The organism is Pseudomonas sp. RV120224-01b (genome assembly GCF_003208145.1).
In the GTDB taxonomy this organism is placed as follows: domain Bacteria; phylum Pseudomonadota; class Gammaproteobacteria; order Pseudomonadales; family Pseudomonadaceae; genus Aquipseudomonas; species Aquipseudomonas monteilii.
Genome location: NZ_QKMQ01000011.1, coordinates 99,387 through 120,728, shown reverse-complemented (window position 1 = coordinate 120,728; position 21,342 = coordinate 99,387). Strand labels below are relative to the sequence as shown.

Genomic DNA, 21,342 nt, shown 5'->3' with positions numbered 1-21,342 from the left:
GTCAATCGCCAGTCGTGTCGGTGATAGGGACAGCACGCAGCGCTGCAGCTTCTGCACGAATTCGCGCCATGGTTTCCGGCTCCAGGAACGGGTGCATGTCATCGAGCTCCGGGGTGACGAACGCACCGTTGGCATCGACCCGCGACTTGATACGCGGCACGAACTCCTGCCGCGGGTCGACATGCAGGTCGATCAACATCGGGCCATCACTTTCCAGAAGCGTATCGAGCCGCGCCAGGTCGCCCTGCGTAGCGATGCTTTCGGCGCGCAGGCCATAAGCACTGGCCACGGCAGTGAAGTCCGGGAAATCCACGCCTGATTCAGGCGTGGCGCCGATCACCCGACCAAAGAAGTTTTCGTGTGTTTGCCAGATCGAGAGGTAACCTCGATTGTTGAGCACGATCACGATCACGTTGACGCCGAGGGTCTTGAGCGTTTGCAGTTCCTGAATGTTCATCTGCAGGCTGCCGTCGCCGGCAAAGCAGATCACCCGGCGTGCACCTTCCGCTTTGGCTGCCGTCGCCGCACCAATGGCCGCTGGCAGGTCATAGCCCATCGACGCGGAGCCGGAGTTACTGAACAGGCGCTGGCCCTTCTGCAAGGCGCCGATCTGGAATGGCAGGATGCAGGCTGACGCGTTGCCACACACCACGATGTCATCCGCACGCATCTGCGCAAAAATGCGCTGCACCATCAGGTACGGGTTCAAAGGCCCATCGGCTTTTTGCGTGTGCTCCGCCGCTGCAGGATAGGTACGCCCTATGTGCTGGCACCATTGCACCCACGGCGCAAAACTCTGAACGGTAGCCTTTGCCAGCTCTTGCTCGAAGACATCGAGGAAGTCTGCCAGGTCGGCAGCAACGCCGAAGTCCGGGCGCACGGTGGGCTTGTTCAGCTCGGCGGCGTCGATATCGACCTGAGCCACCCAGGCGTGCTTGGCGAACGCCTGCCAGTTGTAGCTGGTCTGGCGAACATTAAGGCGCGACCCCAGCACCAGCACAAAGTCAGCCGCCTGCAAGCAGAAGTTGCCGGCACGGGTACCGATAGTGCCAGGACGGCCGGCGAACAATGGGTGATCGGACGCAATCAGATCATGGGTCCAGGCGGTCGCCAGGGGGATGCCGTAGCGCTCCACCAGCGCCAGCAGCCGTTGCTCGGTGCGCGAAAGGCGTACGCCAGTGCCGCCCAGTACCACAGGACGGTGCGATTGCAACAGCTTGCCGACGATATCACGGCAAGCCGCGCGCAAACCCTCGGCCCGAGGCGGCTGGACCAGCGATGGCGCGGGGATATCGAGCGGTGCTTTGGATTGCTGGATATCCAGTGGAATATCGAGCCAGACAGGCCCGGGCCGACCGCCCACTGCTTCGGCGAAGGCCTTGGGCAGCATGACCTCCACATCCTGCTCCGAACGCACGATCTGCGCATACTTGCAGACCGGGCTGGCCATGGCGATGGTCGGCCCCTCCTGATCACCCAGTTGGCGCAGGCCAGGCACATCCTGGAAAGACACACAGGTCTCGCGCTTGATCTGGCCAGACAGCACGATCATGGGAATGGAATCGGTGAACGCCCCATGCACTCCATTGAGCGCGTTGATAGAGCCCGGGCCGGTCGTCAACATCACCACGGCCGGCTTGCCGGTGATGCGCGCATAACCTTCGGCAGCCATGGCACAAGCCTGCTCATGGTGCATGAACGTGCAACGCAGTTGCTCATGGCCACCCAAGGCCTGGTTGAGGAACATGGCACCGCCACCGGTAACGGTGAAAACCTGCTCGACCCCCTGCTGAACCAGCCACTGCGCAATTTGCTGAGATACAGTCGCCATCATCACAGCCCTCGGCCCAGGATCAGTTCTTTCAGTGCCGGGGTTTCACTGTATGGCCCGTCAATGTGGTCGATGGTCAGGCGTTCGTTTGCCTTGATCGGCCGCAGCAGCGTTTCACCGTTCATCACTTCCCGGCAGGACAGCTGCCCTTTGTGCAACGGGATGGCAAGGTAGAAGTCCTTTTCGAACTCGTCCCGGTTCAGTACGTAGCCTGGCGACAGGTCCCGACGTGCGTAGGCACCGCGCACGAGTGCGTTGAGGTACTCGGTTTCCTTGCGCGAAATGATGCGTCGAGTGCCGCTGACACCCCCGCACATTTCCTTGGCCTTGTGGAACGCCTTGTACCAGGCGTCGCACTGCTCCGGGAGCGAGCAATAGTTGGAAACCGGCACACCTTGGTACTGGATATCAATGTGCCTTTCCCAGGTACGTACACCTTTGCCGTAGGAAATGAGCATGGAAGAGTGCCAGTCATGGTACTCATGGGTCGACAAACCAATGACATGCCCAGGGTAACGGTTGCGCAGGTAGTCGATCTGGTCGAGCTGCAGCTCGTCGTCCTCGCTGGGGTAAAGCGAAACGCAATGGTTGATGGCCAACGGGATATCACGCTTTTCAAAAAAGCGAACGATATCGTCCAGGTCTTTTTCCGATGCGCCACCGGTGGAAATGATGGTCGGCCGGCGGGTAGACGCGATTTTCTCGATAAGCGGCCAGTCGTTCATGTCGGAACTGGCGATCTTGATGATCGGCATGTCGAATTCGACGCACAGATCAACCGAGGCTTCGTCGAACGGCGTCGCCATAGGAATGCAGCTCAGGTTGCGGACTTCTTCCACCATGCGGGCAAACTCCGCCTTGGTCAGGCGAGTGTCCTCGGTCTTCTTCACATAGCGAAGGTCTGCAGTACCTTTGAAATCAGGATGGATGAACTCGTCGACATCACGGAACTGCAGCTTGATGGCAGCCTTGACGTTGTTGTAACGCGCAATCGTGCCGTGGTCGCGGACAATTTTCAGGCCGCGCTCCAGCTTGCCCCAATGATTGTTGGCGAGTTCCAGTACGAACAGGTTTTCAAACAGATCTTTGTCACGCTGACTAATGGTTTTCACCGGATACTCCCCTGATTGCCATGCGCCGGGTCGATGTGGCGCCAAAGCATGCTGTGTTCTATGTGCGGCTATGCCGGCATTGCACGCCGCCCTGGGACGTACCCGGCGGCTATTGGAATAGTTGACTCTTCGCTATCGGTGTCTGGTCTGCCCTCACCCTGGCAGCCAGGCGTCAAGCCATTGGCGTGCATAGCCTTCATCCAGCATGTGCCGTGCCAGCACCTGCTCGCGCAACGCTTGCGCACCCTTTGCACTGGCAGCAGGCTCGGCAAGGTGCGCCTGGATAGCACTGACCCAGTCGCCGGCCGTGTTCCTGACCCTGGTCACGGGCAACCCTTGGTAGGGCAATACGTCACTGCACACCACCGGATAACCGCAGGCGGCATACTCCAGAAGCCGCACATTGCTGCGACACGCATCAAGCCAGCCATCGCCAAGCGGAGCCAGCGCCAGATCGAGCCCCAGCGACATGAGTTTCTGCGGATACTCATCGTATGGCACCGGGCCATGCAGCTCGCGCAGGTAAGGCTGTAGCTGTGGCGGACATTCACCCAGGCAGACCCAGTCCACATCGGCACGCAAGGCCTGAACAATCTCCAGCATCAGGTGCTGAACGCGTGCATCGAACTGATCACCCACCCACCCGACACGAGGGCGACTACCCGGCTGCCGTTGAGTGGCCAACGCCCCCCAACGCGCCGGATGCAGACGATCCGGCATGACACGAATATCGGAACAGAAGCCTTGCAGCGCTTCGGCCAATGCCTGGGTTGGCACCACCAGCCTGTCCACAACGCCGACAGACCACCGCAGCGCCCCTGCAAGATCGTCTTCAGCCAGGCCAGGCAAGTCGGCATTCACGTCGCCCACCTTGAATGCGCGGCTGAACCGGGCATTGCGACGCAACGCGTCAATCTGGGCCTCGCTGGCCGGCCGCCGCATCACCCAGCTGTCGGGCTGCAGCCGCTCCAGCTCAGCGGGCAGATAAGGCCGCAAAGCCAGGCGGACATCCGCCAGGCCGGCGATACTCATGGACAACGCCGGGTCGACAACCCGACTGCGAGCAGCGCCGGCAAGTTCGCCCGGCATGCTCAGCAGCACAGGCAACGGCCGCCAGCTCAAGGGGTTCCACGACAGGCCCGGGTCAGTCTCAAGCTCAAAACCAGCCCCCTGCAAAGACAGGTTGCGGTTGTAGGCCGGATCGCGGGCGATGACAGGCAGCCATTTGCCATACAACGCGTCCTGTTCGGCTTCGACCGCTTCGGCAGGCACGAGCTCGCCCTGCCCTTCGCACACCAGCACAGCATGGGGCGTCCACACCGTGAGATAACCGGCCTGCCGCGCCTTGAGGCAAAGATCGAGACTGGCACCGGTGCGCTGCGCCAGGCCTTCGTCCATTCCACCCACATCCAGGTAAAGCGCCCGGCGAATCAGCAGGCAAGCGCCAGACACGGCACTCAGGTTCTGATCCAGCTCAAGCCGGCGCATGTACCCCTCATCCTGCGGCAGCCCGGAAAACGCCGAGCTGCCCGGGCCATTCAAGCCCAGCACCTGCACAGCCTGTTCGACCATGCCATTGGGGTGCATCAACCTCGCGCCGACGATGCCTACTTCCGGCCGTTGCCCGTGATTGAGCAACGCGTCCAGCCAGTCATCGTGCACGATCACGGTATCCTCGTGCAGCAGCACCAGGTACTCGCCCTGCGCATGCCTGGCCGCCAGATTACAGGCAGTGGCATGGTCACGTACCGACGCATCACTCAGTACGCTGACCCGGTTTTGCTCCCGCGCCACAAGGCCATCCAGCCAGGCACGGGTAGCTGGGCTACTGCCGCCATCGTTTACCAGCAGAATCTCGAAGTGGGGGTAACGGGTCTTTTCAATCAACGCATGCACGCAGCGCTGTACGTGATCGAGACGCCCATTGCATGGCACGACCAACGAAACCAATGGCTGCTCGGCGTGCCCATAATCGATACGATGAATGCCTGGCCGATGCATGCGCACCTGCGCCTGGGTATAGCCGCGCCGCTGCAAATGGCGCAGCAGCACCGCCTGTTCCTGAGGGCTGTGGACAGGCGCTTCGCTGGGCGATATGCACACGGGTTCGCTGACGTGAGCCAGCCCGTCGAGGCCATCGGCATCTTCGATCAAGTGCAACAGCAACGCGAGCTCGGCCGCCCCCGCGCAGTCCAGGTCGAAACCGCCCGCCTCGATGAATACCTCACGTCGGTAGAACCAATGCCGCGCTAGCTGGGCCGGGCTGGCCAGCAGCATGTCCAGATTGAAGTCGGGGCGCAGCAGCGCATGCTGGATGCTCTGCGGGGTGGTTACCAGCTCATCGGCATACACCGCACGCACCTGGTCGCCCTCGAGCAGTTCCAGCGCGAGCATCAACAACCCGAACGGTGTGAACGTGGTACCCGCACGAACAAAGCAGATCCACTGCCCGGTCCCTTGCTGCAGGACCAGCTGGTTAAGCGTGGCTAGCGCGCAATCAGCCGGCAAATGGACGGCGACCTGCTGATACATCTGCCCTTGCAGGCTTTTACGCGTGGCCTCGACCGCAGCTGACGGGCCGTCCGGGAGGATGACGAAATCGAACCTGGGCAAGTCCATGCGCCTGTCTTCCAGACGCTGGGCGATCAACGCGGCCTGCGCATCACTAGGGCGACGGGAGCGCAACCACTGGGCAACCTGTGCATCCGGCCGACCTGTAGCCCCCTGCATAGTGTCTGCTTGCAGGTCGGTGCAAGGCATGGCCTGGGTCTGCTCGATGAAGCTGGCCAATTGTTCCCAGAACCGGACCTGTAAATCAGCATACTTTTGCTGGACGATGGCCAAGCCGCTCCTGGCATGCTCAATTGCCTCGAGCGAGTCTTCGAAGGCCAACCCATACGTGCCGAATTCGCCAACATTTAGCGGCGTCCCATCAAAAAAGGGGGATCTGAGCACTACGACCGGGCAACCACACAACATCGCTTCCATACCAGTTGCGGTGGAAGAAAAGCAGTAGATACCTTCACTGCGCCGGAACAGCTCTGCCATTTCCCGAGGGGTAGCTGGCCATTCGTTGGTAATCAGCGTGCACCTCGCCGCCAGCTCGGGGTGCTCCTGAAGCGCGTGGGTATGGCGCCCCGGGTAGATCAGCCAACCTTTGCGATGGCCGTCATGGGGGTTGTCAAGGTTGTTGAACAACGATGTGTCGATCGGCGGCAGAAACAGTATGCGCTCAGCCCCCGCGCCCTTGGGTAGCAGATGCTCACCGTAGGCAAAGATCATTTCCGAATCGGCAAACTCCGTATCCCCTGCGATCAACCCCGGTACGTTGAGCAGGTAGCGCACTACCGAGCGTGCGTTGGTCGGGTTACCTGACACCACCTCCGGGTACACCACGATAGGCTGGCGCCCAGCCTGCTCATGCTGTTGCTTCAACTCATTGGTGAGCAGGGGCGTGTGCCACATCGGGTTGGTCGTGGAGCTGTACAGGTAGGCGTCCTGGCCGCACCGGTTCAACAGGTGACACAACATGTGCATCACCCGGATACCGGCTGAGTTATGCCGGTAGGCGGGCGCAACGATGTAATACGGGCGCGGCGACGCAACGTGCAATGGCGGATAGTGCTGAGTGCTCACGAGCTGCATCCTGGATGTGGCATGGACGGGCGTGCGCCGCTGGCTCGGGCGAACAACCTGTGGCCGCGCCCGGCAATTCGTTCACACGCGAAGGCGCTCATCAGCGCAGCCTCCGCACATAGGCTTCGATGCTGCCGGCCACATGCTCAAGGTGGTCTTCGCCAAGCCCGGGCCACAGGCCGACCCAGAAGGTGTCCTTCATGATCTTGTCGGTCACCGTCAGGTCACTGGCTACGCGGTATTGCTGGTCTTTCATGTAGGGCTGTCGGGTGAGGTTGCCGGCGAACAGCAGGCGAGTACCCACCTTCTGCGCATCGAGATGACGCAAAAGATCCAGCCGCTCCACACCACAACCATCACGCAGTGTCAGCGGGAAACCAAACCAGGACGGGTCGCTGTTGGGCGTAGCGTGTGGCAGGATCAGTTGGTCTACACACCCGGACAAACGCTCGCTGAGCCAGGCAAAGTTACGTTTGCGTGCAGCGATGAAATCATCCACCCGGTCCATCTGTGCCAACGCGCAGGCAGCCTGCATGTCGGTGATCTTCAGGTTGTAGCCCAAGTGGGAATAGGTGTACTTGTGGTCGTAACCTTGCGGCAGGTCACCCAGCTGCCAGCAGAAACGCTTGCTGCAGGTGTTGTCTTCACCTGGCCCGCAATAGCAGTCACGCCCCCAGTCACGGAACGATTCGACGATACGCTTGAGCAGCGGAGAATCGGTGAAAACCGCCCCGCCCTCGCCCATGGTGATATGGTGGGCCGGATAGAAACTGAGTGTACCCAGGTCGCCGAAGCTGCCCACCTGGCGGCCATCATAAGTGGCACCCAGCGCATCGCAGCAGTCCTCGATCAACCACAAGCCGTAGCGGTCGCACAGTTCTCGCACCACGGCCAGGTTGAACGGGTTACCCAGCGTGTGGGCCAACATGATCGCCTTGGTCCGCGGGCTGATCGCCGCCTCGATCAAGGCCGGGTCGACGTTATACGTACCCATCTCGATATCGACGAAGACCGGCACGGCACCAAACTGCAGGATCGGGTTGACGGTGGTAGGGAAGCCCGCTGCCACGCCAATGACCTCGTCCCCCTTGCGAATGGCACGATCCCCCAGGCGTGGCGACGTCAAGGCGGAAAACGCCAACAGGTTCGCCGAAGAGCCGGAGTTGGCGGTGAGCACGCCACGCCGCCCCAGGTAACGTGCCAGGCGTTTTTCGAATGCCTGGTTGAAGCGCCCGGTGGTCAACCAGCCGTCCAGCACAGCTTCTGTCATGGCTTGTAGTTCGGGTGCACCAATGACTTTGCCAGAGGGCGGAACCGCATGCTGACCCGGTACAAAACCGGGCGCGGCCAGTTCCAGCTCGGCATAACGGCCAACGAGCTCGGTAATTTGCTGGCGCAACTGCTGCGCCGTTTGATCAGTCATTGAACTCACCTTCGTGTGCCGCTATTTGCGTGCGGCAGTATTGCTGCATGTCTTGGCCATCGCGCCAGGCGTGATGCCATTCAAGGGTGTGACGCAACGATTGCTTCAGGCCCCACTTGGGCCGCCAGCCCAACGATTGACGAGCCCTGGAGGAGTCGAGGGTCAACAAGCCTGCTTCATGAGGCTGCACGCGCGCCTCGACAGACCAGCCCGCCTCGCTTGGCCACAACTGCGCCATGGCATGTACCAACTCACCCACGGTTGCCGTCCCGCTACTGTCAGGGCCGAAATTCCAGGCCTCTGCCACATCCTGGCCACGCTCGATCAACGCCTGGGCCAGCAGCAAGTAGCCGTGAAGCGGATCGAGTACGTGTTGCCACGGGCGCACGGCATCGGGGTAGCGCAAGGTCACCGATTCGCCGGCTTCCCAGGCACGCAGGATATCGGGCAGCAACCGGTCTGCTGACCAGTCACCGCCACCGATCACGTTGCCCGCACGCGCGGTCGCAAGCGCCACACCGCGCTCGCGCAGGAACGACTCGCGCCATGAGGCGCACAGCAGCTCGACGCACGCCTTGCTGCTGCTGTAGGGGTCATGCCCCCCCAAGGCATCCTGCTCACGGTATGGCCATTGCCACTCGCGGTTCTCGTAGCATTTGTCGCTGGTGACCACCAGCACGGCACGCACCGTGTCGCACTGCCGCACGGCTTCAAGCAGGTTGAGCGTGCCGGTAACGTTGGTGGCGTACGTTTGCGCCGGGCTGCGATAGGATTCGCGCACCAGCGGCTGCGCGGCCAGGTGCAAGACAACCTCCGGGCGAAATGCCGCCACACTGCGCAGCAACCGGTCAGCATCACGAATATCGGCAAACTCGCCAGCCACGCATTCGGCTAGCCGGGCGCTGTCATAAAGCGAGGGCGCGGTATCGGGGGCCAGGGAGTAGCCATACACTTCGGCGCCCATCTCGCGCAGGCAAAGGGCTAGCCAGCCGCCTTTGAAGCCGCTGTGCCCTGTCAGGAAAACCCGACGCCCCGACCAGAAGCTACGGCTCATGACCAAATGCGCCATTGTGCTTCATCGGCCTTCCAGCGCTCTTCCAGGTAACTGCGATCACGCAGCGTGTCCATGGCCTGCCAGAAGCCACGGTGCACATGGGTCATCAGCTGGCCATCCTGCGCCAGGGCACGCATGGGCTCGTATTCCCATGTGGTGGCGTCGCCTTCGATGTAGTCGAAGACCCCGGGGTCAAGCACGAAGAAGCCGCCATTGATCCAGCCACCGTCACCCAGTGGTTTTTCCTGGAAGCCATGCACCTGCTCGCCCCGCACATCCAGCGCACCGTAACGCCCGGGCGGCTGAACGGCAGTGACCGTGGCCAGTTTGCCATGGCGGTTGTGGAAATCGATCAAGGCTGGCAGGTCCACATCGGCAACGCCGTCGCCATACGTCAGGCAGAAGGTTTCGTCGCCAACGTAATCGCGTACCCGCTTGAGGCGCCCGCCAGTTGCCGTATTCTCGCCAGTGTCCACCAGCGTGACCCGCCAAGGCTCGGCATGCCGGTTGTGGATATGCATCTGGTTTTCCGACATGTCGAAGGTGACATCTGACATGTGCAGGAAATAGTTCGCGAAGTATTCCTTGATCACATAGCCCTTGTAACCGAGGCAAATCACGAAATCGTTGATCCCGTAATGGGAGTAGATTTTCATGATGTGCCAAATGATGGGCTTGCCACCAATTTCGATCATCGGTTTCGGGCGCAGATGCGACTCTTCACTGATACGGGTACCCAGGCCTCCGGCCAGGATGACTGCTTTCATTGTCGACACACCTTGACAGGCTGACGCCCATAGCGGGCTGACAAAATACTGACCAATTCAGTAAGTTGCCGTTATCTAGCAAAAAGATTGCCAATCAGCCTGACCGGGCAAGGTAAATGCGCGTGCAGCGGGAGATACCGCTCAAGCGTGGAGCCGGCCTTGATCGGCCGGGCTCGGGGGGATTGTCGAAACAGGCAGGACAGGGCTGCGCTGTCAGCTTGCAGCCCTGTCAATAATCCGCCTCGACCTATTCGACCTGTTCCAGCCAGCCTAAGGACGACGCCGCCTGCTCGCTGAAGGCCGAGGGCCAGCGATCGAACAGCGCCTGCGCCAACGCATGATCCGCTTCAGGCTGGGCGCTGAGCAGCAGCCTGGCCTGCGGCGTCCAGACCACCAGTTGCCCGGCCTCGACAACGGCCCGGCACAGGTCGATATCGGCACCTTGGGCAACCTGCAAACCCGCGCAATGCTCGAACACCTCCTTGCTCACCATCAGGCAGTCGGCACTGACCGCCTGACAACCGCGCACGGCCAATGGCCACCGGGCTTCAGCACTCGCTTGCGGCTTCATGCCCTGCCAGGGCGAAGCCACCTGCGGCCCCTGCAGCAAGGCATAACCTGCATGCAGAAGCGCAGCATCGCCCCCTTCGAGGCAGGCACCTACCACACCCACTTCCGGGCGCTGAGCCTCATTGAGCAGTGCCTCGATCCAGGCAGGGGTAATGACCTGACTGCGCTCAGACACCAGCACCAGATAAGCCCCTCGTGCCTGGCTAGCCGCAAGGTTCAGCCAACTGCTGCGCGAATCGCCTGACTGGCCGACCAGCACATGCACTTTGCCGGCGAACGGCTGCAGCGCTGCAACCTCGTGCTCGGCACACACCACCAGCACTTCGTAGCGCGGGTAACGGGTACGCTGCAGCACGCTACGCAGGCAAGCCTGCAGCTGCGCGGCATCGCCTTCACTTGCCACAAGCACGCTTACCAACGGCGTGGACGAATGCCGGTAGTCGATGGACAACCCTTCATTCGCCTGTATCTTCACCTGTGCGCGATAACCCAGTTGCGTCAGGTGTCGGCCAACCACCTTGGCAGCTTCCTCATCCAGTGCACTACTGCCCTGCTCACCGATCACCAGGTAGTCGGCCATGTGCGCCAGGCTGCTCAAGCCTTGGGCCTCTACCAGACGCAGCAGCAGGTCGAGCTCCAGCGCCTCACGGCAGGTTTCGCTGTACCCCCCCAGATCCAGCACCGCCTGGCGACGTACCAGCCAATGCCGAGACATCAACCCAGGCTGGCTGCGCAGCAGATCGAGGTCTGCACCTGGGCGTTCGACGCTGTGCAAACGCCCTTCACCGTCGCGCTGTACTTCATTGGCGGCGATGGCCTGGCAGGCCGGTGCATCGACAAGCTCCACCGACAGGCGCAACAGGCCTCCGGCAAGCAGTACATCGCCGGCACTCAGCAGCATCAGCCAGGCGCTCGGCAACTGACGCACCGCCTGGTTCAGGTGTGTTACCCAATTGCTGTCACTGACCTGTATGAAATGCAACGTGTCGCGCGGCGTGGTGATGGCCGGTGGCTTGCCAGCCTTGAGTACCAGCAGCTTGAAATTGCGTATGCCGCTGGCCAGCAGGCTGTCGAACGTGGCCTGAAGCGCTTGATCGTCGTTTTCCAGGTCGAGAACCACGAAGGCGATCTGCTCGGCCGGGTGCTTGCCCAGATACCGGAGAACGCGCTGGCGTCCAGCCTCATCCGGTGTAGCGGCCGCGATGGCCTCGATCACCTGACCCGACGGGGTACCCTGCAAACGGCACTGTTCATCAATACCCGGGACCTGCTCAAGACGTGCAAGCCAATCCGTCAGCTCACGAACATGCGCAGCTTCCTCTGCCCTGTCCAGCGTGGACAACAGCAGATGGCAGACGTCGCGGTTGAACAGGCTCAACGCCAAGGCCTGCCAGTAGCGGTGGCTCAAGCTTTCTGCGCTATCGTTCGGGTGCTCCTGCAGCAAGTCACGCTGCTGCACCCAGATCCCTTCCAGCGCACGTTGCTGCTGCGGGCTGGTCGGCCATGCGTGGCAGAGAAACTCAAGCTCGGTCAACCGCGCAAACAGTGCACCGTTGTAATAGGGCAGCTGTACGTCCTGATGTGGCTCGAACAACCGCTCAGGGTCATCGATCACACTGCGCCAGCTGGACGTGAAGATCAACGACGCCGCACTCAGATCGTAGGTGTTGCGCACAAACCGGTTGAGGGCCGTGAAGCCTTGTTCGTCACCACAGAGCCGATACAGCCCGGCATCCCACTGGCGCAAGTCGCGTACCAGCTGCGTAAGGCGCTCTTCACGCTCCACCGGGCTGGAGCCGGCGGGCTCATGCTCAGTCACCACATCGGTCTGGGCCAGGTGCGCAACCGGCCCTTGCGCCAACACGGCAAGGGACATCGCCACACGCACGGCAAGCGCATCGAGGTTGTCTGGCAAAGCCGTCAACACGGCTTGCAAAGTCGACACACGCATGACCGCACGCCAGGCCTGCTGCCCCGCCTGGGCGTACTGCAACAGCCTGCCTGTACCGGTTTCGGCAATGGCAGGTGCAAATGCCGAACCTACGCGGTAGTACTCGACCTTGCCACTCCCCGGCCTGTAGCCCAACAACTGGCCTTGCGCAGCCACCACCCCAGGTTGCGCGTGCAGGCACGCCGCTGCAGTGTCCAGAGACGGGGCCAGCACGAAGTCGGTATCCAGCGCCAGCGCCACATAAGCCGTGGCAAGCCCTTCCAGGCATTCTGCGAGGGCCTGAGCGAACCCAGCCGAGCTCGGCCCAGCCGGCAAGTCAAACGCCACACAGGGCACGCAAGCCTGCTGGTAGTAGTGCTGCGCGCGGGCGCGGCTGTGCGCCTGATCCTCGCCCAGCAAAACAATGGTCACATCATTGCGCGAGCCGATTGCGGTATCGATCATATAGCACCTGTCCAATTGTCAATCAGGCGCGGGCATCGCCCCACGCCAATGTTCAGTCTGCCAACCAGGCGTTGGCCCAATGCTGCAAATGGTGCGGCATCAGCATGTAGTCACGCAGCACTTCCGCGCGCAGGGCATCGCCCTGACGGTAGCTGGCCTGCGGGTCAGCCAGGTGCATGCGAATCGCATCCAGCCATTGCTCGGTGGTGTTGTCCTTGACCCGGGTACAAGGCAGGTAGCCGGCGTAGGCCTTGGTGTCGCTACAGACCACCGGAAAACCACACGCCCCGTACTCCAGCAAGCGCAGGTTGCTCTTGCAGTCGTTGAACAGGTTCTGCTCCAACGGCGCCAGCGCAAGGTCAAGGTTGAGGCTGGCGAGCTTGCGCGGGTAATCAGCCAGTTGAACCGCCTTGTGAAACTCTTTCACATAGGGGCGCAAGGGCTCCGGACACATACCGAAGAAGACCCAGTCAACTTCGTTGGCAAGCGCCTTCACGACGTCTTGCAACAGCTCCAGATCACCACGATGGCTCGTGCCACCCGCCCACCCGACCCGCGGCCGGATACTGGTCTGACGCTGACTGGAAAGGCCAGCCCAGAGCGGGGCGGACAACATGTTGGGCACTACGCGGATATCCTGATGCATGCTGGATAACGCATCAGCCAGCGGCTCGGTCGAACACACCAGCCGATCGCACTGCCCGATGCCTTGGGCCACCAACTCGGCAAGGTTGCCGGGCAGGTTGCGGGCATGGTCATTCTTTTTCGGCGGGTCAATGATGTAGTCGTCCAGCTCGTAGATCATCCGCGCATGCGAAAAGCGTTTGAACTGCGCCATTTCCCGGATGTTGCCCGGCATGTAACGACACTGCAGGATCATCACATCAGGCTTTTCGCGCTCGAGCTCGATAATGCCAGGGGAGACGTGGTTGACCCGCCCCTGGATCCAGCCCGCCCGCTCAAGCTCGGTGAACGGCTGGATGACCCGGTAATGCCCCACTGCCGTGGTATTGATCGGCAACGCCAGCACTGACGGCATGGCACGGGCAATGAAAGGGTCCCAGCCACTGCGCAGGCCTGGCTCCAGGTTGAAATTGGCGAACTTGAGGCTCAGGTTGTCGTTGTAGGCCGGGTCCCGGGCAATGCGGCTCAGCCAACGGTCGTAAGCAATGTCCCGGTCGGCCTTGGCAAGCTCGTCAGCCAGCTCGGCAGCTTCACCACCCGGTAGCCTCATGACACGAGCAAAAGGTGTCCCGACCGACAGGAAGCCTTTTTCACGCGCACGCAGGCAGAGGTCAACGTCAAACAACGCGACCTGGAAGGCCGAGGTGTCCAGCCCATCAAGCTCCTCGAACAGTGCCCGGCGAATGAGCAGGCAGTCCAGGCTCAGTGCGCTCCAGTTCTGTACCAGTTGCTGGCGCCCCATGTAACCTTCGGCTGACAGGAATCTGCCCGGGAACGGGCTACCCGCTGTACCGCCGCCAAGGCCGAGCACCAAGCCGGAAGACACCAGCTCGCCGTTGCTCCCACAGAGCGCCGGCCCCACCAGGCCGACCTCAGGACGCTGCGCCTGACTCATCAAGGTACTGAGCCAACGCGGTTCGAACAGCGCACACTCCGGTGCGAGCAATAGCAAATACTCGCCCTGCGCATGGCGACTGGCCTGGTTGAGCATCGCCGCCCTGCCCTGCGCCTGAACATCGATGACGCGCAACTGGTCACTGCCCAGGCCACGCATCGCCGCCAACCACTCGGCAACCGCCTGCGGCTCGTCGCCATTGGCGATGACCAGCGCTTCGAAATGGCTGTACTCGGTGTACTGGAACAGCGACTCGACGCAACGCCTAAGCGCGTTCAGGTTGGCCCCTGCAGGGATCAGTACCGATACACTTGCCTGCTGCTCATGCCGATAGGTCACACGCGTGACCAAGCTGCCAGCGGTGCTCTCCACCAAGGCATCGACGCCTATGCGACGCAAGTGATCCTCGACCACGCGTGCCGCCTCAGCCTGCCCTGCCGGCTCGCTCATCCACTCTGCATACCCCGACTGGCAATGCACCAGCATCTGCGCGACATGCTCTACCACATGCAAGCCATGAGCCTCGACCATTCGCCATAGCAGATCCTGTGGCGCCAGGCTCTCGAACCGGGTATCGAACCCTTCCAGCGCCAGCAGAGCAGCACGCTTGAATGCCAGGGTGCGGCCCACATAGGGCACGCTGCGCATCAAGTCGAGGTTGAAGTCCGGCTTGAAAACCGGGTTGCCGGGCGCCAGGGCGCCAAAGGTGTCTTCATCGGCGTACAGGCACATACTCTCGTCGCGCAGTGCCATGCGCTCGGCCATGACCACCAGCGCATGTGGCCGCAGGCGATCACCGGCCCGCAACAGCAGCACCCAGTCGGCTACGCGTGTGCCTGCCAGCCACCGATTGAGTTGAGCGTAGCCACTGCCGCTCAAGGCCAGGTATTGCACGCCTGGCGCGTCAACCCTGTCGAAGCCATCAGGCACCAGCACCAATACCTGGCTGGCGGCATAAGACTGTGCTGCCAGGCAATCCAGGGTGGCGCGCAGTGCACTTTCATCGCCTTCGCGACAGGTTACGACCGGGACGATGGCAGGCTGTACCGGCCACTGCTCGACCCGCTTGGGCAGCAACCGCAACTGCCCGTCAGACAGGTTGCGGCAGGCCAGCCATTCGGCATAGAGCTCGGTAAAGCTGAGGGCGTTGCTGCCTACCTGCTGCGAGAAATTGGCGACCTGGCCGGCATGGAAGCGGCGGATGTCCAACTCCTCCCAGGCTGGGTCGGCCCCTGGATCGTAAGCCTCCAGCGGCAGGTAACGCACCCAGCCATTGGCCGGCGCCGACTCGCCGGTGCGCGCCGCCAGCATCTGCTGCAGCCACTCGGTTTCATGCTTGTAGGCCTCGGTCATGCTCGAGTGATGACTGAGCCGGCCTGGGTGAATGCGCTCCACACTCAGTATGCGCTCCAGGCTCGCCAGGTGCCCGCGGCGCAGCAGGCATGCGTACAAGGCCAGGTCCAACCGTGCGGCGAACCCTTGGCCACCCTGTACCAGTTGCGGCAGGTATTCCAGCACCTGGGCACGGCGGAACAGCACATGGCTGATGCCACCGAACAGATTCGGAACGTTCTCGGCGATGCTGGCCAGCAAGTCCGTACCGACAAGCACGGCACTTTGCGGCGCGATCACACTGTTGAGCGCACGGGAAGGCAAGAGGATGTCATCAGCCGACCAGAGCAGACGCTGACCGATCACCATGCTGAGCTGAGGCCATTGCGTCAAAACCTGCGCTTGCCGGCTGATGCAACTGTCGAGCAACAGGTCGTCATCACACAGGAACTTCACCAACTCCCCGTTGGCCTGCTCCAGGCACGCTTGCAGGTTACGTGCAAACCCCAACCGGACAGGGTTGCGCGTATAGCGCACGGGCACCGCAGCACCGTTGCCGAGCGCCTGGCAGATAGCCTCGATCTCGGCGCCGGCGCTGTCATCGCAAATGACGACTTCCAGGTTGGGGTAGTCCTGGCCAAGCGCACTGACCAAGGTTGCTTGAAAAAAATCGGCATTGAAGGCAGGAATGGCGATACTGACGAGTGGCTGCTCTGACACGATGACGACCTTGCTGGAGAGGCGGTGCGCTTGGAAATAGGCGGGCGTTCAGGCCTGGGCGACACAAGGGCAAGCCGGCCGGTCGTTATCAACCCAGGCCGGCGTGCCCGTGCGTCATGACGGGCAAACGCCCGTGAGGATCAGATGTAATTGACCAGCGAGAGACCGGCAATCTTGGCGTAGGCCTGCAACGAAGCCTGCAACATGTTGGATTGCATCTGAAGGCGAATCATCACCTCGGCCGGATCGCTCTCACGAATCGAGCTCTGGGTCTTGGCGTTTTCGCCACTCAGGGCCTCATTGGTTTCCACTTGCACATCGATTGCCTGGCCACGGCCACCTATCGACGAAATGGAGGAACTGACCTGGTTGGTGGCGCTGGCGATGTTGCCAATCGCCGAGTCCAGCGATGCCAGGAAGTTCTGCCTGGCCACGGGGTCGTTGTCGACCGGGGTGGCCAGCGCCGCGCGCAACTGGCTGATGGTATCGAGGACGTTCTGGGTCTGGTGCGTGTCGACCTTGATGCCAAAGCTGTCGCCTGCGCTGGGCGTGTCCGAAAGCGTGAACTCGACCCCCATGGCGGTCGCCGTGTTGCCACTGAGCATGCCCTTGGAAATCGGTTTGCTGTCGGCGCTCACAGGGGAGGCATAAAGCTCGAACTCGGTAGCACTGGTGAACTTGAGTACCGCACCCTCAGGGAACGCCGACTTGTATTTCTCAGCATCGGTGATGGTAGCGCCGGTCACCTGGGCCGACGAGCTGTTGCCTGCACTGCGGGTGCCAGAGATTTCATCCGCCTTGGAGCTCAGGCTGAAGACATGGCCGGCGATGGCCGCATCAGGGTCGGCGGCATCGCCGTCCTGGAAGGTGATGTCCAGACGCAGGTCAACACCACGGAAATTGACCGTGGTGTTCTTGCCATTGGGGTCGAAGGTGCCCCCCTGACTGGCTTCCAGCGTCACGTCCTTGCCAGCGGCATCGGTGATCTTGAACTGGGTGCTGCTGGTGAACTCGATGGTGTACGGCTCGCCGCTGCGGAAGCGGTCGTTGTACGTTGCGCTGCCGCTCACCTGGCCATTGGACAAGTTGACCCGGCCATCGTCGGTGGCAGGCGACACCAGGCTGGTTTCGCTGCGGCTGGTATTGAGCGCTTGCTCGAAGGCATCGTAGCCAGTTTCGTTGGCTGCCAGGGTGAGCATGTCACCCACTTGCAGGTTCAGCTTGCCTTGGTCGCCCTGGTAGGTATAAGTGCCATCAGCGTTGCGCACATAAGGCGGTGTATCGCCTTTGGACCCCGAGAACAGGTACGCACCGCTTTCATCCTTGCTGTTCATCAACGAGAACAGCTGATCCTCCAGCGACGCCAGCTCGGTGGCATTGGCCTTGCGGTCTGCATCGGTGAAACCGGCGTTACCCGAGCTGACGGCCAGCTCGTTGACGCGTTGCAAGATGGTGCCAATCGCATTCAGCGTGCTTTCTGCGGTGCCCAGCGCGTTGCGCACATTGGTGACGTTGCGGGTGTACTGGTCGAGCATGTTCTGTTGCTGCTGCAGTTGCAGCAGGCGTGCCGAGCCTACCGGATCGTCAGCCCCGCGACGCACCCGAATACCGTCAGAGGCCTCTTGCCGAGTCTTGTCGAGGTTGGAGAAGCTGCGCTGGTAGTTGGCGCTGTTGCTGTTGTAGAACTGCGAAGTGGAAATGCGCATGGTCTACGTCTCCTTAAAGAGCATTGATCAAGGTGGTGAAGGTTTCCTGTGCCGCCTTGATAATCTGCGACGACGCGGTGTAGTACTGCTGGAACTTGACCAGGTTGCCGACCTCTTCATCGACCGACACGCCGGAAAGGCTGTTGCGGCTGTCCAGCGCGGAGCTGTGCAGCGCATTGGTGGCATCACTGTCCATTTCCGCCTGGCCAGCCTTGCCGCCAACGTTTGAAACCAGCTTGGCATAGGCATCGGTAAAGCTGATGCCCTTGCCGTTGGCCCCCACTTCAACCGTGGATTTGGTCTGGAGGTCGATCACCGACTGGGCGTTGCGGTTGTCGGCCGAGCCAGCCCCCGTCAACGACACGGTGTAGCTGTCGCCGTTCTGCGGCGCGCCGGAAACGCTCATTTCGAAGGTGAAGCTGCTACCGGTCGCATTGCCGCTGCCATCGACCATCGGCACCGACAGCTTCAGCTTGTTCTCCTGGCCCGGCACGATGGTGCCGCTGCCGATTTCCGTACCCTTGGCGTCGTACAGCTTGTAAGCCTGGGGCGAAGTGGTTTCGTCACCGAACACCAGCTTCACCGGGGTGGAATTCTTCAGGCCTGCCTGCAACTGCGAACGCTGCGTGGCATCGTAGATGTCCAGCTGCGAGGTCAGGGTCGGCTGGGTGATCACACCGGTGCCCTTGTTGCCGGCACCGTTGGTGGCGGTCAGGGGTGACGCCAGCGCCAGGCGCTTGGGGTCGGTGAGGACCGTCTCGATATTGGCGGCCGCATTGCGAGTAGGTGTGATCTTGAAGCTGTCGCCAGCACTCAAACCGCCGCCGTTGAGCGACAAGGTAAAGCCATCGATGACCGGAGGTGGCGTGTCGTTAAGGTCGTAGCTGCCCATTTCGGTGCCTTCCGGCAGCTTGCGCACGCTGTAGCCTGTGGCGCTGGTGAAGGTCACCTGGTAGTCACTGGTAGTCAGTTTGCCGGTGTCCTTGATGCTGACATCCAGGTTGCCGGACCCGATGCTGTTGCCGAGTTTGGCGACGCTGCGCTCACTCATGGCCTTGGCGCTGTTGATGTCACCGAACAGGGTGGCGCCAAAGTTGCCATCCTTGTCGATACCCTGGGCCAGCTGGCTATTGATCTGGTCTGCCACCACCAGGGCCACGCGCCCCAGCTCGTTAAGCGCAGGGTCGAGGGTTTCGCTGCGGTAGCGGATCAACCCACCCAGCTCGCCTCCGGTGGCACTGCTGGTGATGTCCATCTTGGTCGAGCCGCGGTTGAGCACCAGGCTCAAACGGCCCGGGTCGCTCGCCGTAGGCTCCACACCCACCGTCTGGGTGGTGTTGCCCAGCACCAGCGCCTGGCCGTTCTTCAGGTAGACATCGTAGGTGCCGTCACGCTCGACCACGTCTGTGCCGATCAGCTTGTTCAACTCACGCACCGCGCCGTCACGCTGGTCCAGCAAGTCGTTGGGCTGACCGGAAACAGCGCCCACGCGGGCGATTTGCTCGTTCAACCCGGCGATGGTCTTGGTCAGGTTGTTGATCTGGTCGGTAATCGCCGTCATGTTGCTGTTGATATTGCTCAACTGCTGATTCAACTGCGACGACAAGGTATTGAAACGCTTGGCCAGCGACTGTGCGCTGGTCAGCAACAGCTGACGCGAAGCGTCTTCGGTTGGCTTGGCTGCCGCGTCCTGCATGGAGGTGAAAAAGCTCTGCAGCGCAGCGGTAATACCGGTATCGCTACTGGACAAGGACGTATCCAGCGGCGTGATCTGATCCAGGTACGAGGACGCCTCACTGCTCAGCGAGGTGGTGGTACGCAGCTGGTTCTCGATGAATGCGTTGTACACCCGGCGAACGTCCGCCAACGTGGTGCCCGTGCCAATGAACACCTGGCCGACTTGTTGCCCGCCCTTGGTCTTTTGCACGTTCTGCTGGCGCGAGTAGCTTTCGACATCGGCGTTGGCGATGTTGTTACCGAGGGTGTACATCCCCGATTGCGCGGCACCCAGCCCCGACATACCAATGTTGATCAGACTCGCCATGGTTCCATACCCTTAAAGTTTTGTTGCGGTACCGAGCATTGCGTAGTGCTCGTACGACTTCATCTGTCTTGCGATCTGCGAGATCTTGCTGGCGTAATTCGGGTCGGTGGCGTACCCGGCCTTTTGCAACTCTTGCACGAACTGTTCTGGTTTATCGGCGGCCTTCACCGCATCTTGATAGCGTGAATTGTTCTGCAGCAGGCTGACCAGGTCGTGGAAGCTGTCCTGGTAGGAATCGTACGAACGGAACGCCGCCGTCTCCTTGACGAACTGGCCATCACGGTACTCGCTGGTAATCGCCCTCGCCTCACCGCCGTCCCAGTTGCCAGTGGCTTTGATGCCGAACAGGTTGTGGCTGCTGCTGCCGTCGGTGTTGCGCATGACCGACTTGCCCCACCCGGTTTCCAGTGCGGCCTGGGCCACCAGGTAGCGCGGGTCGATACCAATGCGCTTGGCCGCCTGTTCGGCCATCGGCAGCATGGTGGCGACGAATTCATCGCTGTCGCCGAAGGCTTTGTTCGGCGCCAGCGGCGGCTGGGCCACGGCACGGCCGACAATGCGCAGGCCGTTGTCCGGCACGGCGAAGGCCTTGGCCACTTGCTGGCCGTCACGGGCAGGCACGGTGGCGGTGTTGGCCGTGGCCGCCGACGGCACGATGCCGGCCAACAGGCGGTCGGTGAGCTTGCTCGGCAGCGCCAGACGACGCGAGTTGAGTGCAGCGACGTCGTTGCGGGTGGCGGTCGACTGGGTGGCATGCACCGGCTCGGCCACCTTGTTGCCCCACAATGTCGGGGCGTTGCCCTCGGTACGTGGAAACGGGCTGGTGCTGGCCGGGCTGGCCTTGTTCTTCGACAGCTGGCGCACCAGCACATCCTGCAACCCGATACCGCCACCTTCGCGCGACATGCTCACAGCCAGCTGCTGGTCATACATGTCACGGTACTGCTTCACCGTTTCGGTGTTCATCGGGTTGTCGTCAGCCAGCACGTCGCTGGCCTTGCGTGAGGCCTTGAGCATTTCGCTGATGAACAGCGACTCGAACTCCTGGGCGACCTTGCGCACGTTGGCATCGCTGTCGCGGTCGCCATGCTTGAGCGAGCTCAGGCGATTGAGGTCGGTGTAGGCACCGCTGTCGGCGCTGCCGGAAACCAGGCTTTTGCTGTTCATCCGCGC

11 protein-coding genes are annotated in these 21,342 nt (G+C 61.7%); all 11 read right to left on the bottom strand.

From position 1 onward, the window contains the following. Position 1 precedes the first annotated feature (1 nt). Entirely contained in the window at positions 2-1,831 is a 1,830-nt protein-coding gene (locus tag N436_RS17925) for a thiamine pyrophosphate-binding protein (protein ID WP_256589984.1), read from the bottom strand. A 2-nt stretch (positions 1,832-1,833) separates the two neighbouring features. After that, on the bottom strand, positions 1,834-2,943 hold the full coding sequence (locus tag N436_RS17920; protein ID WP_105946080.1) for an N-acetylneuraminate synthase family protein: 1,110 nt from the start codon (positions 2,941-2,943) through the stop codon (positions 1,834-1,836). Positions 2,944-3,096: 153 nt separating this feature from the next. Further along, a complete protein-coding gene (locus N436_RS17915) occupies positions 3,097-6,588 on the bottom strand; it encodes a glycosyltransferase (protein ID WP_110741648.1) in 3,492 nt (1,163 codons plus the stop codon). 91 nt (positions 6,589-6,679) lie between these two features. Beyond that, complete coding sequence (gene rfbH, locus N436_RS17910) at positions 6,680-8,002, bottom strand: lipopolysaccharide biosynthesis protein RfbH (RefSeq protein WP_027615304.1); 1,323 nt, start codon at positions 8,000-8,002, stop codon at positions 6,680-6,682. Next, positions 7,995-9,071 carry a CDP-glucose 4,6-dehydratase gene (gene rfbG, locus N436_RS17905; RefSeq protein ID WP_218274915.1) on the bottom strand — a complete coding sequence of 359 codons (1,077 nt, stop codon included), beginning with the start codon at positions 9,069-9,071 and terminating at the stop codon, positions 7,995-7,997. The genes rfbH and rfbG overlap by 8 nt, the downstream gene beginning before the upstream one ends. Next, positions 9,053-9,823, bottom strand: a complete 771-nt coding sequence (gene rfbF, locus N436_RS17900) for a glucose-1-phosphate cytidylyltransferase (protein ID WP_105946077.1) — start codon at positions 9,821-9,823, stop codon at positions 9,053-9,055. The genes rfbG and rfbF overlap by 19 nt, the downstream gene beginning before the upstream one ends. 247 nt (positions 9,824-10,070) lie before the next feature. Continuing rightward, positions 10,071-12,788 (bottom strand): glycosyltransferase, encoded by a 2,718-nt coding sequence (locus N436_RS17895; RefSeq protein WP_105946076.1) that lies wholly within the window; start codon positions 12,786-12,788, stop codon positions 10,071-10,073. A 52-nt stretch (positions 12,789-12,840) separates the two neighbouring features. Beyond that, positions 12,841-16,419, bottom strand: coding sequence for a glycosyltransferase (locus N436_RS17890; RefSeq protein ID WP_110741647.1), 3,579 nt, complete (start codon positions 16,417-16,419; stop codon positions 12,841-12,843). 140 nt (positions 16,420-16,559) lie between these two features. Next, positions 16,560-18,125, bottom strand: a complete 1,566-nt coding sequence (locus N436_RS17885) for a flagellar hook-associated protein 3 (protein WP_110741646.1) — start codon at positions 18,123-18,125, stop codon at positions 16,560-16,562. 13 nt (positions 18,126-18,138) lie between these two features. Beyond that, the gene (gene flgK / locus N436_RS17880; protein WP_105946073.1) at positions 18,139-20,169 is read right to left on the bottom strand and encodes a flagellar hook-associated protein FlgK; all 2,031 of its coding nucleotides are present in this window, start codon (positions 20,167-20,169) and stop codon (positions 18,139-18,141) included. A gap of 12 nt (positions 20,170-20,181) precedes the next feature. Next, positions 20,182-21,336 carry a flagellar assembly peptidoglycan hydrolase FlgJ gene (gene flgJ, locus N436_RS17875; protein WP_105946072.1) on the bottom strand — a complete coding sequence of 385 codons (1,155 nt, stop codon included), beginning with the start codon at positions 21,334-21,336 and terminating at the stop codon, positions 20,182-20,184. Positions 21,337-21,342: the final 6 nt, after the last annotated feature.

What these genes read in the sequence shown, in the direction of transcription:
- N436_RS17925 (WP_256589984.1), bottom strand. Translation starts at nt 1,831, where the DNA reads ATGGCGACTGTATCTCAGCAAATTGCGCAGTGGCTGGTTCAGCAGGGG.
- N436_RS17915 (WP_110741648.1), bottom strand. Translation starts at nt 6,588, where the DNA reads ATGCAGCTCGTGAGCACTCAGCACTATCCGCCATTGCACGTTGCGTCG.
- rfbH (WP_027615304.1), bottom strand. Translation starts at nt 8,002, where the DNA reads ATGACTGATCAAACGGCGCAGCAGTTGCGCCAGCAAATTACCGAGCTC.
- rfbG (WP_218274915.1), bottom strand. Translation starts at nt 9,071, where the DNA reads ATGGCGCATTTGGTCATGAGCCGTAGCTTCTGGTCGGGGCGTCGGGTT.
- rfbF (WP_105946077.1), bottom strand. Translation starts at nt 9,823, where the DNA reads ATGAAAGCAGTCATCCTGGCCGGAGGCCTGGGTACCCGTATCAGTGAA.
- N436_RS17895 (WP_105946076.1), bottom strand. Translation starts at nt 12,788, where the DNA reads ATGATCGATACCGCAATCGGCTCGCGCAATGATGTGACCATTGTTTTG.
- N436_RS17885 (WP_110741646.1), bottom strand. Translation starts at nt 18,125, where the DNA reads ATGCGCATTTCCACTTCGCAGTTCTACAACAGCAACAGCGCCAACTAC.
- flgK (WP_105946073.1), bottom strand. Translation starts at nt 20,169, where the DNA reads ATGGCGAGTCTGATCAACATTGGTATGTCGGGGCTGGGTGCCGCGCAA.
- flgJ (WP_105946072.1), bottom strand. Translation starts at nt 21,336, where the DNA reads ATGAACAGCAAAAGCCTGGTTTCCGGCAGCGCCGACAGCGGTGCCTAC.